Source organism: Pantoea sp. IMH (assembly GCF_000599885.1).
In the GTDB taxonomy this organism is placed as follows: domain Bacteria; phylum Pseudomonadota; class Gammaproteobacteria; order Enterobacterales; family Enterobacteriaceae; genus Erwinia.
In genome coordinates, this window is sequence record NZ_JFGT01000005.1 from 367,716 (window position 1) to 382,962 (window position 15,247).

Consider the following 15,247-nt stretch of genomic DNA (forward strand, 5'->3'; position numbering starts at 1 on the left):
AGTCCGGATTGAGGCATACCAGGATGAACAAAGAAATTTTAGCTGTAGTCGAAGCCGTATCTAACGAAAAATCCCTCCCGCGCGAGAAGATTTTTGAAGCGCTGGAAAGCGCTCTGGCGACAGCAACCAAGAAAAAATATGAGCAGGAAATCGACGTCCGCGTCAGCATCGATCGCAAAAGTGGCGATTTTGATACGTTCCGTCGCTGGGTTATCGTTGATGAAGTGACCATGCCAACGCGTGAGATCACGCTTGATGCAGCGCGTTTTGAAGATGAATCACTGAATCTGGGCGAATATGTCGAGGATCAGATTGAATCTGTAACCTTTGACCGTATCACCACGCAGACCGCTAAACAGGTTATCGTGCAGAAAGTGCGCGAAGCTGAACGCGCGATGGTGGTCGATCAGTTCCGCGAGCAGGAAGGTGAGATCATCACCGGCGTGGTGAAGAAAGTAAACCGCGACAATATCTCTCTGGATCTGGGTAGTAATGCAGAAGCTGTCATCATTCGTGAAGATATGCTGCCTCGCGAAAACTTCCGTCCGGGTGACCGTATTCGCGGCGTTCTCTATGCGGTACGTCCCGAAGCACGCGGTGCCCAGCTGTTTGTCAGCCGTTCCAAACCGGAAATGCTGATTGAGCTGTTCCGCATCGAAGTGCCGGAAATTGGCGAAGAAGTGATTGAGATTAAAGCCGCCGCGCGCGATCCGGGCTCTCGTGCCAAGATTGCGGTGAAAACCAACGACAAGCGTATCGATCCGGTCGGCGCCTGCGTGGGTATGCGTGGTGCGCGTGTTCAGGCGGTATCCAGTGAACTGGGTGGCGAGCGCATTGATATCGTACTGTGGGATGATAATCCTGCGCAGTTCGTGATCAACGCGATGGCCCCGGCGGATGTCGCCTCTATCGTGGTGGATGAAGATAATCACACCATGGATATCGCTGTTGAAGCCGGAAATCTGGCTCAGGCGATCGGCCGTAATGGCCAAAACGTACGTCTCGCTTCGCAGCTAAGTGGCTGGGAGCTGAACGTAATGACGGTCGACGATCTGCAAGCGAAGCATCAGGCTGAGGCCCATGCCGCCATCGACGTCTTTACCAAACATCTCGATATTGATGAAGACTTTGCCACCGTGCTGGTCGAAGAGGGCTTCTCTTCGCTGGAAGAACTGGCTTATGTCCCGATCAATGAGCTGTTGGAAATCGACGGTCTGGATGAAGAGACAGTAGAAGCGCTGCGCGATCGTGCGAAAAATGCGTTAACCACTCTGGCTCTTGCTAAAGAAGAGAGCCTTGGCGACAACCAGCCAGCAGAAGATTTGCTGGGTCTGGAAGGTCTTGATCGCGAGCTGGCGTACAAGCTGGCAGCGAAAGGCGTATGCACGCTGGAAGATCTTGCCGAGCAGGGTGTTGACGATCTGTCAGATATTGATGGCCTGAGCGACGAACAGGCTGGTGAGCTGATTATGGCTGCACGTAATATCTGCTGGTTCGGCGACGACGCGTAATAAACTGTAAGCAGGAAGGAACAGCATGACAGATGTAACCGTAAAATCGCTGGCCGCAGAGATTCAGACCCCGGTAGAACGCCTGGTACAGCAATTTGCTGATGCAGGGATCCGCAAGACTGAAACAGACTCTGTGACACAGCAGGAAAAAGAGACGCTCCTCAACCACTTGAACCGTGATCATAACAGCGGTTCGGGTAAACTGACTCTGCAGCGCAAAACGCGCAGCACCCTGAATATTCCGGGCACCGGCGGTAAAAGCAAATCGGTGCAAATTGAAGTCCGCAAAAAGCGCACCTACGTGAAAGGCGATCCTGCCGAAGCCGAGCAGGCTGAAGCAGAAGAGCAGGCGCAGCGTGAAGCGGAAGAACTGGCTCGTCGTGAGGCTGAAGAACAAGCCAAACGCGAAGCTCAAGAGAAAGCGAAGCGTGAAGCCGAGGAGCAGGCTAAACGTGAGGCAGCTGATAAAGCCAAACGTGAAGCAGCGGAAAAAAATAAAGTGAGCAATCAACATACCGACGATATGACCCGGGCGACCCAATCTGACAAAGCCCGTCGCGAAGCCGAAGCCGCAGAGCTGAAGCGTAAAGCTGAAGAAGAAGCGCGTCGCAAAATTGAAGAAGAAGCGAAGCGCGTAGCGGAAGAGGCCCGTAAAATGGCGGAAGAGAAGGGCTCCGAGTGGGCTGAAGCGGAGAAAGAAGTGGAAGACACTTCTGACTACCACGTCACCACTTCTACCCATGCTCGTGCGGCAGAAGATGAGAACGACGCGCAGGTTGAAGGCGATCGCCGCACCCGCGCTGCCCGTCCGGCTAAGCCAGCACAGCGCAAAAAAGGCAATAAGCATTCCGAAGCGAAAACTGACCGGGAAGAAGCGCGTGCGCAGTTCCGTGGCGGTAAAGGCGGTAAGCGTAAGCCAAGCACCCTTCAGCAGGGCTTCAACAAACCTGCTCAGGCTGTTAACCGCGACGTGATCATTGGTGAAACCATTACCGTCGCTGAACTGGCGAACAAAATGGCGGTGAAAGGCTCTCAGGTCATCAAAGCGATGATGAAAATGGGCGCTATGGCCACCATTAACCAGGTTATCGATCAGGAAACGGCTCAGATGGTCGCGGAAGAGATGGGTCACAAAGTGACGCTGCGCCGCGAGAACGAGCTGGAAGAAGCGGTAATGAGCGATCGTGATACCGATGCGGCAATGGAATCCCGCGCACCGGTCGTGACCATCATGGGTCACGTTGACCACGGTAAAACCTCGCTGCTGGACTATATTCGCTCCACAAAAGTCGCCTCTGGCGAAGCGGGTGGCATTACCCAGCACATCGGTGCATACCATGTTGAAACCGACAACGGTATGGTCACCTTCCTGGATACTCCAGGTCACGCCGCGTTTACCGCAATGCGTGCCCGTGGTGCTCAGGCAACGGATATCGTTATCCTGGTCGTCGCCGCTGATGATGGCGTTATGCCACAGACTATTGAAGCTATCCAGCACGCCAAAGCCGCTAAAGTGCCGGTTGTGGTTGCGGTGAACAAGGTTGATAAACCAGAAGCCGATCCGGATCGCGTTAAGAACGAACTGACTCAGTACGGTATCATTCCGGAAGAGTGGGGCGGCGAAAACATGTTCGTCAACGTATCAGCGAAAGCGGGTACCGGTATTGACGACCTGCTGAATGCGATTCTGCTTCAGGCGGAAGTGCTGGAACTGACCGCAGTTCGCCAGGGTATGGCAAGCGGTGTGGTCATCGAATCCTTCCTGGATAAAGGTCGTGGTCCGGTTGCTACCGTTCTGGTACGTGAAGGGACGCTGAACAAAGGCGATATCGTTCTGTGTGGCTTCGAATATGGCCGTGTGCGTGCGATGCGTGACGAGTTAGGTCGTGAAGTTATGACGGCGGGTCCTTCGATTCCTGTCGAGATCCTCGGCCTGTCAGGCGTTCCTGCTGCCGGTGATGAAGCGACCGTTGTGCGTGATGAGAAGAAAGCGCGTGAAGTTGCGCTCTATCGTCAGGGCAAATTCCGCGAAGTTAAGCTGGCTCGTCAGCAGAAATCTAAGCTGGAAAACATGTTTGCCAACATGACCGAAGGCGAAGTGTCCGAGCTGAACATCGTGCTGAAAGCCGACGTACAGGGTTCTGTCGAAGCAATCACCGACTCCCTGCTGAAGCTGTCAACCGAAGAAGTGAAAGTCAAAATCGTGGGCTCTGGCGTAGGTGGCATCACCGAAACCGACGCCACGCTGGCTGCGGCTTCCAATGCGATTCTGGTTGGCTTCAACGTACGTGCTGATGCTTCTGCCCGTCGCGTTATCGATGCTGAGAGTCTGGACCTGCGCTATTACTCCGTCATCTATAATCTGATTGACGAAGTTAAGCAGGCCATGAGCGGGATGCTGGCGCCGGAATACAAGCACCAGATTACTGGACTTGCCGAAGTGCGTGACGTGTTTAAATCACCGAAGTTTGGTGCTGTCGCGGGCTGTATGGTCACCGAAGGCAACATCAAGCGTCACAACCCAATCCGCGTTCTGCGCGACAACGTGGTTATCTATGAAGGCGAGCTGGAATCACTCCGTCGCTTCAAGGATGACGTCAACGAAGTCCGTAACGGCATGGAATGTGGTATCGGCGTGAAGAACTACAATGATGTGCGTGTTGGCGATATGATTGAAGTCTTCGAGATTATCGAGATCCAGCGTACTATCGCTTAATGGTTGCCTGAACAACCTATTCGGGAGGCCTTAGCGCCTCCCGTATTTATTTGGAGAGAATAATTATGGCGAAAGAATTTGGTCGCCCGCAGCGTGTCTCCCAGGAGTTGCAGAAAGAGATCGCTATTATTTTACAGCGTGAGATTAAAGATCCCCGTCTGGGCATGATGGTAACTGTTTCAGGTGTGGAGCTTTCACGTGACCTGGCCTATGCCAAGGTCTTTGTTACCTTCCTCAATGACAAAGACGAAGACGCTATCAAAGGCGGCCTGCGCGCGCTGGGTGATTCCACAGGATACATCCGCTCACTGCTGGGTAAAGCAATGCGCCTGCGTATTGTGCCGGAACTGACCTTCTTCTATGACAACTCGCTGGTTGAAGGGATGCGCATGTCTAACCTGGTGACAAATGTGGTCAGAAACGACGCCGAGCGTCGTGGGCCGGGTGAAGGGCAGGAAGAAGACAAGAAGGAAGAGTGATGAGCCGTCCCCGTCGTCGCGGTCGCGACGTCCACGGCGTGCTGCTGCTGGACAAACCTCAGGGGCTTTCAAGCAATGATGCCCTGCAGAAAGTAAAGCGGCTGTTCACAGCAAACCGTGCCGGCCACACTGGCGCGCTGGATCCGCTGGCGACAGGCATGCTGCCTATCTGCCTGGGCGAAGCCACCAAGTTTTCCCAGTATCTGCTGGACTCTGATAAACGCTACCGCGTGATTGCCCGACTGGGCCAGCGCACGGATACCTCTGATGCCGATGGTGCGGTAATCAGCGAGCGTCCGGTAACGTTTACGCAGGAAGCGCTGGATCAGGCGCTGGAGGGTTTCCGCGGAGAAACTCAGCAGGTGCCATCGATGTACTCTGCTTTGAAGTACCAGGGCCGTAAACTGTATGAATATGCCCGTGAAGGTATTGAAGTGCCACGGGAAGCGCGCAGCATCACAGTTTATGATCTGCAGTTTATCCGCTGGGAAGGGGATGAGCTTGAGCTGGAAATCCACTGCTCAAAAGGGACTTACATCCGCACCATTATCGACGACCTTGGCGAGATACTGGGCTGCGGCGCGCACGTCATTTTTTTGCGGCGCCTGCAGGTGGCGACTTATCCCATCACCAGCATGGTGACGCTGGAGCAGCTGGCCGCGCTGAGTGAAGAAGCTTACCGAACAGATCGAACCCCTGCAGACCTGCTGGATCCTTTACTGATGCCAATGGACAGTCCCGCAGCGGCCTGGCCTGAGGTTAATCTGCCAATCACCGTCTCCGCTTACTTTAAGCAGGGGATGCCGGTGCAGGCGGCTAACGCGCCAGACACCGGACTGGTGAGGGTGACAGAAGGCGATGAACGCAAGTTTATCGGCATGGCGGAGATTGCGGAAGATGGGCGCGTTGCTCCCCGTCGTCTGGTTGTGGAATATTCTGACCTGCCATTTGCGAAAGCATCGGGCTAAGAGTAGAATAGTGCGGCTTTACACTGGGTGGCTGAATTAGAGATCGGCGCCTGTACATTTATCTTATAATTTGGAGTTGTAACATGTCTCTAAGTGTTGAAACTAAAGCGCAGATCGTTGCTGATTACGGTCGTGATGCGAACGACAGTGGTTCTACCGAAGTTCAGGTTGCTCTGCTGACTGCTCAGATTAACCACCTGCAGGGTCACTTCTCTGAGCACAAGAAAGACCACCACAGCCGTCGCGGTCTGCTGCGTATGGTTTCCCAGCGTCGTAAGCTGCTGGATTACCTGAAGCGTAAAGACGTTGCACGTTACACCAGCCTGATCGAGCGTCTGGGTCTGCGTCGCTAAGTCTCAGAATCGGCCCCGCCACCGTTTCAGCGCAATCTGATTCGAAAAATGGCATAAAGGCAGATTCGTGCGAGTTTCGCTAAAAAGGGGCCTTTATGGCCCCTTTTTTCAGGTGAGCCGCAGCATTTACGACCAAACTATTGTATTGTTGACGAGTGTGATCTTCAGTTGCAGCGTTTCGCGCGGCTAATGAGAGGCTTTACTCCCGGGTGGGGATTAAAGATTGTCATTAGTCGCGAGGATGCAGATGAGGATTGAAAATTAACGGCAGGGTCAGTGCCCTGCCAGCACGTTAAGGACATAATTTTGCTGAACCCGATCGTAAGAAAATTCCAGTATGGTCAGCATACCGTCACCATTGAGACCGGTATGATGGCTCGCCAGGCAACCGCAGCCGTAATGGTAAGCATGGACGACACCGCAGTGTTCGTGACCGTTGTCGGCAAGAAAAGCGCCAAGCCAGGCCAGGACTTTTTCCCGTTAACCGTTAACTATCAGGAGCGTACTTACGCTGCTGGTCGTATTCCGGGCAGCTTCTTCCGTCGTGAAGGCCGTCCAAGCGAAGGTGAAACCCTCACGTCGCGCCTGATTGACCGTCCGGTACGCCCGCTGTTCCCTGAAGGGTTTGTTAACGAAGTCCAGGTCATCGCGACCGTGGTTTCCGTTAACCCACAAGTTAATCCGGACATCGTTGCGATGATCGGTGCTTCTGCCGCGCTCAGCCTTTCCGGTATGCCATTTAATGGCCCGATTGGTGCTGCTCGCGTCGGTTATATCAACGATCAGTACGTGCTGAACCCAACCACCGATGAGCTGAAAGAGAGCAAGCTGGACCTGGTGGTTGCCGGTACTCAGGGCGCGGTGCTGATGGTTGAATCTGAAGCAGAACTGCTGAGCGAAGATCAGATGCTGGGCGCAGTGGTGTTCGGCCACGAGCAGCAGCAGATCGTAATCGATCAGATCAATTCACTGGTTGCAGAAGCGGGCAAGCCGCGCTGGGACTGGCAGCCTGAAGCTGTAAATGAATCGTTACACTCCCGTATTGCCGCGCTGGCTGAATCCCGTCTGAGTGATGCTTACCGCATCACTGAAAAACAGGAACGTTATACCCAGGTTAGCGATATCAAAACGGAAGTCACCGCTGCGCTGCTGGCTGAAGATGAGAGCCTGGACGAAGGTGAAATCAGCGATATCCTGCACGGTCTGGAAAAAGACGTTGTACGTAGCCGCATCCTGCGTGGTGAGCCACGTATCGACGGACGTGAGAAAGACATGATCCGTGGCCTGGATGTGCGTACCGGCGTACTGCCACGTACTCACGGTTCAGCCCTGTTCACCCGTGGTGAAACTCAGGCACTGGTCACCGCCACGCTGGGCACCGCCCGTGATGCGCAGAATCTGGATGAGTTGATGGGCGAACGTACCGACAACTTCCTGTTCCACTACAACTTCCCTCCGTACTCCGTGGGTGAAACGGGTATGGTTGGCTCGCCTAAGCGTCGTGAAATTGGTCACGGACGTCTGGCGAAGCGCGGCGTGCTGGCAGTAATGCCTAAAGGCGATGCTTTCCCTTATACCGTGCGTGTGGTTTCTGAAATCACCGAATCTAACGGCTCCTCTTCAATGGCTTCCGTCTGCGGTGCTTCTCTGGCGCTGATGGATGCTGGCGTGCCGATTAAAGCCGCCGTCGCGGGTATCGCGATGGGTCTGGTAAAAGACGGCGATAACTTTGTTGTCCTGTCAGATATCCTGGGTGACGAAGATCACCTTGGCGATATGGACTTTAAAGTAGCCGGTAGCCGTGAAGGTATCACCGCGCTGCAGATGGACATCAAAATCGAAGGCATCACCCGTGAAATCATGCAGGTGGCGCTGAATCAGGCTAAAGGTGCGCGTCTGCATATCCTGGGCGTGATGGAACAGGCTATCAGCACACCACGTGGTGATATCTCTCAGTTTGCGCCACGCATTCACACCATCAAGATTAGCCAGGACAAAATCAAAGACGTTATCGGTAAGGGCGGCTCGGTTATTCGTGCGCTGACCGAAGAAACCGGCACCACTATCGAAATCGAAGATGACGGTACCGTTAAAATCGCGGCAACCGATGGTGAGAAAGCGAAGTATGCTATTCGCCGCATCGAAGAGATCACCGCAGAAATCGAAGTAGGTCGAATCTACAACGGTAAAGTTACCCGCATCGTTGACTTCGGTGCCTTCGTGGCTATCGGTGGCGGTAAAGAAGGTCTGGTGCATATTTCTCAGATCGCCGATAAGCGCGTAGAGAAAGTGACTGATTACCTGCAGATGGGCCAGGAAGTCCCGGTGAAGGTTCTGGAAGTTGATCGTCAGGGCCGTGTGCGCCTGAGCATCAAAGAAGCGTCCGAACAGGCTGAGCCTGAAGCGGCCGCGACACCAGCGCCTGAAGCAGAGTAACGTCGTACCAATAAGCTCCTCCTGCGTGATGCCGGAGGAGCTGTTTCATCGCGAGGGCAGGAAGACACCTTGTGCACGGCAGGCGGATGAAAGGATTATCATCCCATTGTTTGTATTCGGGAGTGGGAAATGAAGCCTTTTTTGCGCTGGTGTTTCGTTGCGACAGCTTTAACGCTGGCAGGATGCAGCAACTCTGATTGGCGTAAGAGTGAGGTTCTGGCCGTCCCGTTGCAGCCAACGTTGCAGCAGGAAGTCATTCTGGCGCGCATGGAACAAATACTTGCCAGTCGGGCCCTGAGCGATGATGAACGCGCACAGCTGTTATATGAGCGCGGAGTGTTGTATGATAGTTTAGGTTTGAGAGCACTGGCGCGAAATGATTTTTCACAAGCGCTGGCTGTCAGACCCGATATGCCTGATGTATTCAATTACTTAGGCATTTATCTTACGCAGGCAGGCAATTTTGATGCTGCCTATGAAGCGTTTGATTCTGTACTTGAGCTTGATCCAACTTACAATTATGCGCGTTTAAACCGTGGTATCGCACTTTATTACGGCGGAAGGTTTAAACTGGCGCAAGATGATCTGCTGGCGTTTTATCAAGACGATCCTAACGATCCCTTCCGCAGCTTGTGGCTTTATCTCGATGAACGGGAAATTGACGCGAAAAAGGCTGTCGCCGCGCTACAACAGCGTTACGACAAAGCGGCCAGGGACCAATGGGGATGGAATATTGTCGAGTTCTACCTGGGGGATATCAGCGAAAGCACGCTGATAGACAGCCTCAAGGCGGACGCAACGGATAACACCTCGCTCGCTGAACATCTCAGTGAAACCAACTTCTATTTAGGTAAGTACTACCTAAGTCTGGGGGAGAAGGACAACGCAGAAGCGTTGTTCAAGCTGACGGTCGCTAACAACGTTCATAACTTCGTTGAGCACCGATATGCATTGTTGGAGCTGGCGCTACTCGGCCAGACACAAGACGATCTATCAGAATCTGACCAGCAATAGCTGACGAACTTTTATTGCCCTTTTTTTCGAAATGTCATCATCTTAGCGGATGAGGGCTTTCTTGTTCGTCGAAACCACTAATTTGAGCCGGTTCACACTTTTTGATGAAAATGACTAAATGTTTTCACGACGAGTTATGTAGACTGGCCGCCGCAATCTAAGAGGCACGTGTACTACATGACTGATATTGAAACCACTATTGAAACCACTTTCGCTGACCTTGGCCTGAACGAAGATATCCTTGAATCACTTAACGGCATGGGCTATGTAAAGCCTTCTCCGATCCAGGCTGAGTGTATTCCTCACCTGCTGGCGGGCCGTGATGTGCTGGGTATGGCTCAGACCGGGAGCGGCAAAACCGCAGCGTTCTCGCTGCCACTGCTGCATAACATTGACAGCAATCTGAAAGCACCACAAATCCTGGTACTGGCACCAACCCGTGAGTTGGCGGTTCAGGTTGCAGAAGCGGTCACCGACTTCTCTAAACATATGCGCGGACTTAACGTTGTGGCCCTTTACGGCGGTCAGCGTTATGACGTCCAGCTGCGCGCTCTGCGCCAGGGACCACAGGTCGTTGTGGGTACACCTGGACGCCTGCTCGATCACCTGAAACGCGGCACGTTAGACCTTTCTAATCTGCGCGGCCTGGTGCTGGACGAAGCTGATGAAATGCTGCGTATGGGCTTCATCGAAGACGTCGAAACGATTATGGCGCAGATTCCAGCGGACCATCAGACCGCGCTGTTCTCTGCCACCATGCCAGAAGCGATTCGTCGTATCACTAAACGCTTTATGAAAGATCCGCAGGAAGTGCGCATCCAGTCAAGCCTGACCACGCGCCCTGACATCAGTCAGAGCTACTGGACGGCTTACGGTCGTAAGACCGATGCACTGGTTCGCTTCCTGGAGTCGGAAGATTTTGATGCGGCGATTATCTTCGTGCGTACCAAAAACGCCACGCTGGAAGTGGCCGAAGCGCTGGAGCGCAGCGGTTACAACAGCGCCGCGCTGAACGGCGATATGAACCAGGCGCTGCGTGAACAGACCCTGGAACGCCTGAAGGATGGTCGTCTTGATATCCTGATCGCCACCGACGTTGCTGCCCGTGGTCTGGACGTTGAGCGTATCAGCCTGGTCGTTAACTATGACATTCCTATGGATGCGGAATCTTACGTGCACCGTATTGGCCGTACCGGTCGTGCAGGTCGTGCGGGCCGCGCGCTGCTGTTCGTTGAGAACCGTGAGCGTCGTCTGCTGCGTAACATCGAACGCACCATGAAGCTGACCATTCCTGAAGTTGAACTGCCTAACGCAGAGCTGCTGGGTCAGCGTCGCCTGGCTAAGTTCGCGGCAAAAGTTCAGCAGCAGCTGGAAAGCAGCGACCTGGAACAGTACCGTGCGCTGCTGAGCAAAATGCAGCCTGCGGAAGAAGAGCTGGATATCGAAACGCTGGCTGCCGCGCTGCTGAAAATGGCGCAGGGCGAACGTCCGCTAATCGTACCTGCCGATCCGGCTCCGCGTCCGCGTCGTGAGTTCAAAGAGCGTGACGATCGTCGTGGTGATCGTCCGGAGCGTGGTCCGCGCGAAGCCCGTGATGGCGACCGTCCACGCCGTGAACGTCGTGACGTTGGCGATATGGAAGTGTACCGCATTGAAGTTGGCCGTGATGATGGCGTTGAAGTCCGTCACATCGTTGGCGCGATCGCTAACGAAGGTGATATCAGCAGCCGTTACATCGGTAACATCAAGCTGTTCGGTACGCACTCCACTATCGAGCTGCCGAAAGGTATGCCGGGCGACATCCTGACGCATTTCACCCGTACGCGTATTCTGAACAAGCCGATGAATATGCAGCTGATTGGTGATGCCCAGCCTCGCAGCAACGATCGTGGCGGCGAACGCCGTGGCGGTGCTCCAGCGCGCGGCGGTTTCGGCGAGCGTCGTGAAGCTGGTCGTGGCGATCGTCCTGAAGGCGCCCGTCGCTTCAGCAACGACCGTGGCGGTGAGCGTCGCAGCGGTGGTTTCAGCCGTGACGGTGGCAACCGTGGCCCACGTCGTGAAGAGGGTGGCGCAGCGCCAACCCGTCGCCGCGATGCGTAATCGCTGACGGTCCTTTACCGGCAATCGTCAGAAAAACCAGTCACCTCAGGGTGGCTGGTTTTTTTTTGCCTGAAGGATCCGGCCTGTTCAGTTCAGGCCTTCGCCTGCGTTGTGATAAATTAGCGCTGTGAATGAACACGTCAGTGAGGCGATATGAATATTCCCGTCACCCGTACGACCCGTGAAATGAAAAAAAATAACGTCGTGCAGGTTATCGAAGCGCTGAGATCGCAGGAAGCTGCCACTAAATCAGAGGTGGCAGTGGAAACCGGCCTGAGCGTGGCGACGTGTGGCACCGTGCTGAATGAGCTGTGTGAGAGCGGTGAAGCGCTGATGCTGGAACAGGCCGCTTCGCGGGGGGGACGGCCAGCGCAGCGTTACGCCCTCAATCCAGATTATTATTCCGTGCTCAGCCTGTATGCGGAAGGTAGCGATACCGCCGCCACGCTTGTCTGGTCTGTCACGTCGGCGACGGGCGAGATGCTCGGGCAGGGGGAAATGGATTACAGGCCGCTGACGCTGGACTATTTTTTTCAGCAGGCGAAAAACCTGCTTGATGCCTGGCCGGGTGTTAAGGTGCTGGGCGTCGGGCTACCGGGCGTGGTCACGGATGGCGTGGTACTTTCCTGCGACATCAGTCATTTTGTTAATGTGCCGGTTTTGGCAGAATTGCAGCAGCGGTTTGGTCTGTATGTGCAGATCGATAACGATATGAATTATACCGCCTGGGGCTTTTATCGCAGCAGCTGTGCCGACATAACAGCGCCGGTAGCCTATATACTGAAACCGGACGTGCCCTGCACCGGTTGCGGCATTGTCGTTAACGGTCAGCTACTACAAGGTGCCAGCTTTTTTGCGGGAGAAGTCTCCTACCTTCCCTGGCAAGCCGGAAATGACCTGCCACTCGCCGATGAGCTGGGAAAAATTGTGGCCTCGCTGACAGCGGTAATCAACCCGGCCACGGTGGCGCTATCCGGACCCCGCCTCAGCGATGCGCTGCTGCCGCAGATACGCCAGCGCTGTGCGGAGTATATTCCAGCAAGACATATGCCCCAGCTTGTCTTTCGTCCTTCCGTCCGTTCTGACTATCTGCAAGGCATCGCCGAACTGAGCCGCCAGCGCTATATGCTCTATCGTCTTTTTAACGACTGAACCACACTTTCATCTTCTCCTGCCACTGTCTGAGGCGGAAATTTACCGCTGATGATTTGACAGTTTTTGCCGGGCATGAATATAATCATCACTTATTAAAAGTGTTTTAATAAGCTGCGGCCGTTCCTCTCCCTCTTTTATAAAGGTAGCCAACGATGACTGTCGAAAACGTAATGGTGATGGCGGGCAGCCATGACAAGCGTATCGCCACCCGGGCGATTTTTTTTATCACCGGTATGGCGATGGGGCTCTGGGCAGCGCTGGTGCCATTTGCCCAGCAACGTACCGGATCGGCTGCCGGTGAGTTGGGCCTGCTGTTGCTCTTCCTTGGCGCAGGTTCTTTGCTGTCTATGCTGGGATCAGGGCGCATTATCGGCCGGTTTGGCTGCCGCAGCGTCATCATTGCATCAGTCGTGCTCTACAGCCTGATGTTACCGCTGCTGGCGATGCTAGAAACGCTACCACTGCTGGCCATGAGCCTGTTTATCTTTGGCATGGGCATTGGTCTGACGGATGTGGCGGTCAACGTACAGGGCTCGCTGGTTGAGCAGGCGGCGGGTAAGCCGCTGATGTCCGGATTCCACTGTCTGTGGAGCGTCGGCGGCATCGCGGGTGCGGGCGGCGGAGCGCTGCTGTTCAGCCTGGGCATGACGCCGCCGGTAAGTACTTTCATCGCCATCGCCCTGATAGGGGTAGTGACGCTGCTGTCATTTACCGCATTGCTTCCTGTGGGCAGTCATGAAGAAAAAGATGAAACCAAACCGAAGGCGCGACCCAATTTCCGCCTGGTATTGATGGCGGCAATGACCATGATCTGCTTTATGGCAGAAGGCGCAGTCATTGACTGGAGCGGCGTCTTTATGACGGAGGATCGTGGGCTGGCGCTGGAACATGCAGGATGGAGCTTCGCGCTTTTTTCGCTCACCATGTCGCTGATGCGTATGACGGGTGATGCGGTGGTCAGCCGTCTCGGACGTAAACGTGTCCTCATTTATGGCGGGATTATCGCGATGCTGGGCTATCTGATCGTGGTACTGATGCCAGGCTGGATGTGGTCACTGGCCGGTTTCGCACTGGTTGGCCTTGGGGCTGCAAATATTGCGCCGGTGCTGATTACGCTTGCTGGTCAGGAAAAAGTGATGCCGGTAAATATGTCGGTCGCGCTGGTGGCTACTATGGGTTATCTGGGCATTCTGGGTGGTCCGGCGCTGCTGGGCTGGGTTGCACATCTCTCCAGCCTCTATCTCGCTTTTACCCTGATGGGGCTGGCGTTCCTGATCATTATCGCCGGGGCATTCAGGCTACGTTATTAGCCGTTCAGCCTGGGTAGCCGACAGCAGATGTTGGTGCACCTGCTGTCGGCAAGCGAATTAAAGCGCGTTGTGCGCTTCCATCGCCAGAGCAAAGGAGCGCAGGCGCGCCGCTGTATCAAAGATCTGGCCATTTACCATGATTTCATCCGCCTGTGTTTCCCTGATCAACGTCGCAAGTCCGCTGCGGACCATCTCTTTATCGCCAACGACAGACATGCTCAGCGCCTGCTGTACGCCATACTGTTCGGATGGCGACCACAGATTATCCATATTCTCAACAGGTGCTGGCAGCGGGCCTGGCATGCCGCGACGCAGATTAATAAACTGCTGCTGCATGGAGGTAAACAGGAAGCGTGCATCGCGCTCGCTGTCAGCCGCTACGACGTTAATGCAGACCATGGCATGAGGTTTCTCCAGACGCGCCGAGGGCTTGAAGTTCTCGCGGTAGAGATGGAGTGCCTGAAGCAACATATCCGGGGCGAAGTGCGAAGCGAAAGCAAACGGCAGACCGAGCCGGGCGGCCAGCTGGGCGCTGTAGAGGCTGGAACCGAGCAGCCAGACCGGAATCTTCAGGCCCAGGCCAGGCACCGGCTGTACCGCAGGCCGGTCAGTTTCCGCTGCGTCAAACCAGTGCAGCATCTCTTCGACATCGGCGGGGAAATTATCAATATGCCCGCCCATATGGCGGCGCAGTGCCATCATCGTCCGTTGATCGGAACCAGGCGCACGGCCCAGGCCCAGATCAATGCGGCCGGGATAGAGGGATTCCAGCGTGCCGAACTGCTCGGCAATCACCAGCGGCGCGTGGTTAGGCAGCATCACACCACCGGCGCCCAGACGCAGCGTCTGGGTATTCGCGGCAAGATAACCGATCAAAACCGAGGTGGCGGCGCTGGCAATCCCGGTCATATTATGATGTTCAGCCAGCCAGTAACGGTTATAACCCAGCTTTTCAGACTGCTGCGCCAGTGCCAGTGAGGCGTGAAAAGCGTCGCGCGCGGTGGCGTTCTGCGGGATGGGGGCCAGATCGAGAACCGACAGTGGTACCAATTTTTTATCAGACATACTCGCTCACTTATTTGAAGGGCGGAAGCTAACGTTCACTTACAGACGTGCAGATGCAGCAGAACCCGTCTGCAAGCAAACCATTAAGGTTAGCGCACCAATACCCACAGACTAAAGGATCTTGCGCCAGAGTAATTGGC

12 protein-coding genes are annotated in these 15,247 nt (G+C 54.8%); 11 read left to right on the forward strand and 1 reads right to left on the reverse strand.

Features of this window, described 5'->3' with window-relative positions; genetic code table 11:
• Positions 1 to 23 precede the first annotated feature (23 nt).
• The 11 genes from nusA (at position 24) to EA20_RS0110045 (ending at position 14,042) form a co-directional block, all read left to right on the forward strand.
• Complete coding sequence (gene nusA, locus EA20_RS0110000; RefSeq protein WP_024966690.1) at positions 24 to 1,511, forward strand: transcription termination factor NusA; 1,488 nt, start codon at positions 24 to 26, stop codon at positions 1,509 to 1,511.
• A gap of 25 nt (positions 1,512 to 1,536) precedes the next feature.
• Entirely contained in the window at positions 1,537 to 4,227 is a 2,691-nt protein-coding gene (infB, locus tag EA20_RS0110005; RefSeq protein WP_024966691.1) for a translation initiation factor IF-2, read from the forward strand.
• A 65-nt stretch (positions 4,228 to 4,292) separates the two neighbouring features.
• On the forward strand, positions 4,293 to 4,706 hold the full coding sequence (gene rbfA / locus EA20_RS0110010) for a 30S ribosome-binding factor RbfA (RefSeq protein ID WP_024966692.1): 414 nt from the start codon (positions 4,293 to 4,295) through the stop codon (positions 4,704 to 4,706).
• Positions 4,706 to 5,674, forward strand: a complete 969-nt coding sequence (gene truB / locus EA20_RS0110015; RefSeq protein WP_024966693.1) for a tRNA pseudouridine(55) synthase TruB — start codon at positions 4,706 to 4,708, stop codon at positions 5,672 to 5,674. The genes rbfA and truB overlap by 1 nt, the downstream gene beginning before the upstream one ends.
• A gap of 83 nt (positions 5,675 to 5,757) precedes the next feature.
• Complete coding sequence (gene rpsO / locus EA20_RS0110020; protein ID WP_024966694.1) at positions 5,758 to 6,027, forward strand: 30S ribosomal protein S15; 270 nt, start codon at positions 5,758 to 5,760, stop codon at positions 6,025 to 6,027.
• A 306-nt stretch (positions 6,028 to 6,333) separates the two neighbouring features.
• Positions 6,334 to 8,463 carry a polyribonucleotide nucleotidyltransferase gene (gene pnp / locus EA20_RS0110025; RefSeq protein ID WP_024966695.1) on the forward strand — a complete coding sequence of 710 codons (2,130 nt, stop codon included), beginning with the start codon at positions 6,334 to 6,336 and terminating at the stop codon, positions 8,461 to 8,463.
• A gap of 129 nt (positions 8,464 to 8,592) precedes the next feature.
• Positions 8,593 to 9,477 carry a lipoprotein NlpI gene (gene nlpI / locus EA20_RS0110030; RefSeq protein WP_024966696.1) on the forward strand — a complete coding sequence of 295 codons (885 nt, stop codon included), beginning with the start codon at positions 8,593 to 8,595 and terminating at the stop codon, positions 9,475 to 9,477.
• A 104-nt stretch (positions 9,478 to 9,581) separates the two neighbouring features.
• Complete coding sequence (yrbN, locus tag EA20_RS21295; RefSeq protein WP_152540238.1) at positions 9,582 to 9,638, forward strand: protein YrbN; 57 nt, start codon at positions 9,582 to 9,584, stop codon at positions 9,636 to 9,638.
• A gap of 16 nt (positions 9,639 to 9,654) precedes the next feature.
• Positions 9,655 to 11,577, forward strand: a complete 1,923-nt coding sequence (locus EA20_RS0110035; protein WP_038381572.1) for a DEAD/DEAH family ATP-dependent RNA helicase — start codon at positions 9,655 to 9,657, stop codon at positions 11,575 to 11,577.
• A gap of 153 nt (positions 11,578 to 11,730) precedes the next feature.
• Entirely contained in the window at positions 11,731 to 12,729 is a 999-nt protein-coding gene (locus tag EA20_RS0110040) for an ROK family protein (RefSeq protein WP_024966698.1), read from the forward strand.
• Positions 12,730 to 12,884: 155 nt separating this feature from the next.
• Positions 12,885 to 14,042, forward strand: coding sequence for an MFS transporter (locus tag EA20_RS0110045; RefSeq protein ID WP_024966699.1), 1,158 nt, complete (start codon positions 12,885 to 12,887; stop codon positions 14,040 to 14,042).
• Positions 14,043 to 14,099: 57 nt separating this feature from the next.
• On the opposite strand, the gene EA20_RS0110050 is transcribed toward EA20_RS0110045, so the two are convergent.
• The gene (locus EA20_RS0110050) at positions 14,100 to 15,107 is read right to left on the reverse strand and encodes an LLM class flavin-dependent oxidoreductase (protein WP_024966700.1); all 1,008 of its coding nucleotides are present in this window, start codon (positions 15,105 to 15,107) and stop codon (positions 14,100 to 14,102) included.
• Positions 15,108 to 15,247 lie beyond the last annotated feature (140 nt).

Bases quoted from the DNA above. Each gene is read 5' to 3' on its own strand.
- nusA (WP_024966690.1), top strand. From the start codon at position 24: ATGAACAAAGAAATTTTAGCTGTAGTCGAAGCCGTATCTAACGAAAAA.
- infB (WP_024966691.1), top strand. From the start codon at position 1,537: ATGACAGATGTAACCGTAAAATCGCTGGCCGCAGAGATTCAGACCCCG.
- EA20_RS0110035 (WP_038381572.1), top strand. From the start codon at position 9,655: ATGACTGATATTGAAACCACTATTGAAACCACTTTCGCTGACCTTGGC.
- EA20_RS0110040 (WP_024966698.1), top strand. From the start codon at position 11,731: ATGAATATTCCCGTCACCCGTACGACCCGTGAAATGAAAAAAAATAAC.
- rbfA (WP_024966692.1), top strand. From the start codon at position 4,293: ATGGCGAAAGAATTTGGTCGCCCGCAGCGTGTCTCCCAGGAGTTGCAG.
- rpsO (WP_024966694.1), top strand. From the start codon at position 5,758: ATGTCTCTAAGTGTTGAAACTAAAGCGCAGATCGTTGCTGATTACGGT.
- truB (WP_024966693.1), top strand. From the start codon at position 4,706: ATGAGCCGTCCCCGTCGTCGCGGTCGCGACGTCCACGGCGTGCTGCTG.
- EA20_RS0110045 (WP_024966699.1), top strand. From the start codon at position 12,885: ATGACTGTCGAAAACGTAATGGTGATGGCGGGCAGCCATGACAAGCGT.
- EA20_RS0110050 (WP_024966700.1), bottom strand. From the start codon at position 15,107: ATGTCTGATAAAAAATTGGTACCACTGTCGGTTCTCGATCTGGCCCCC.
- nlpI (WP_024966696.1), top strand. From the start codon at position 8,593: ATGAAGCCTTTTTTGCGCTGGTGTTTCGTTGCGACAGCTTTAACGCTG.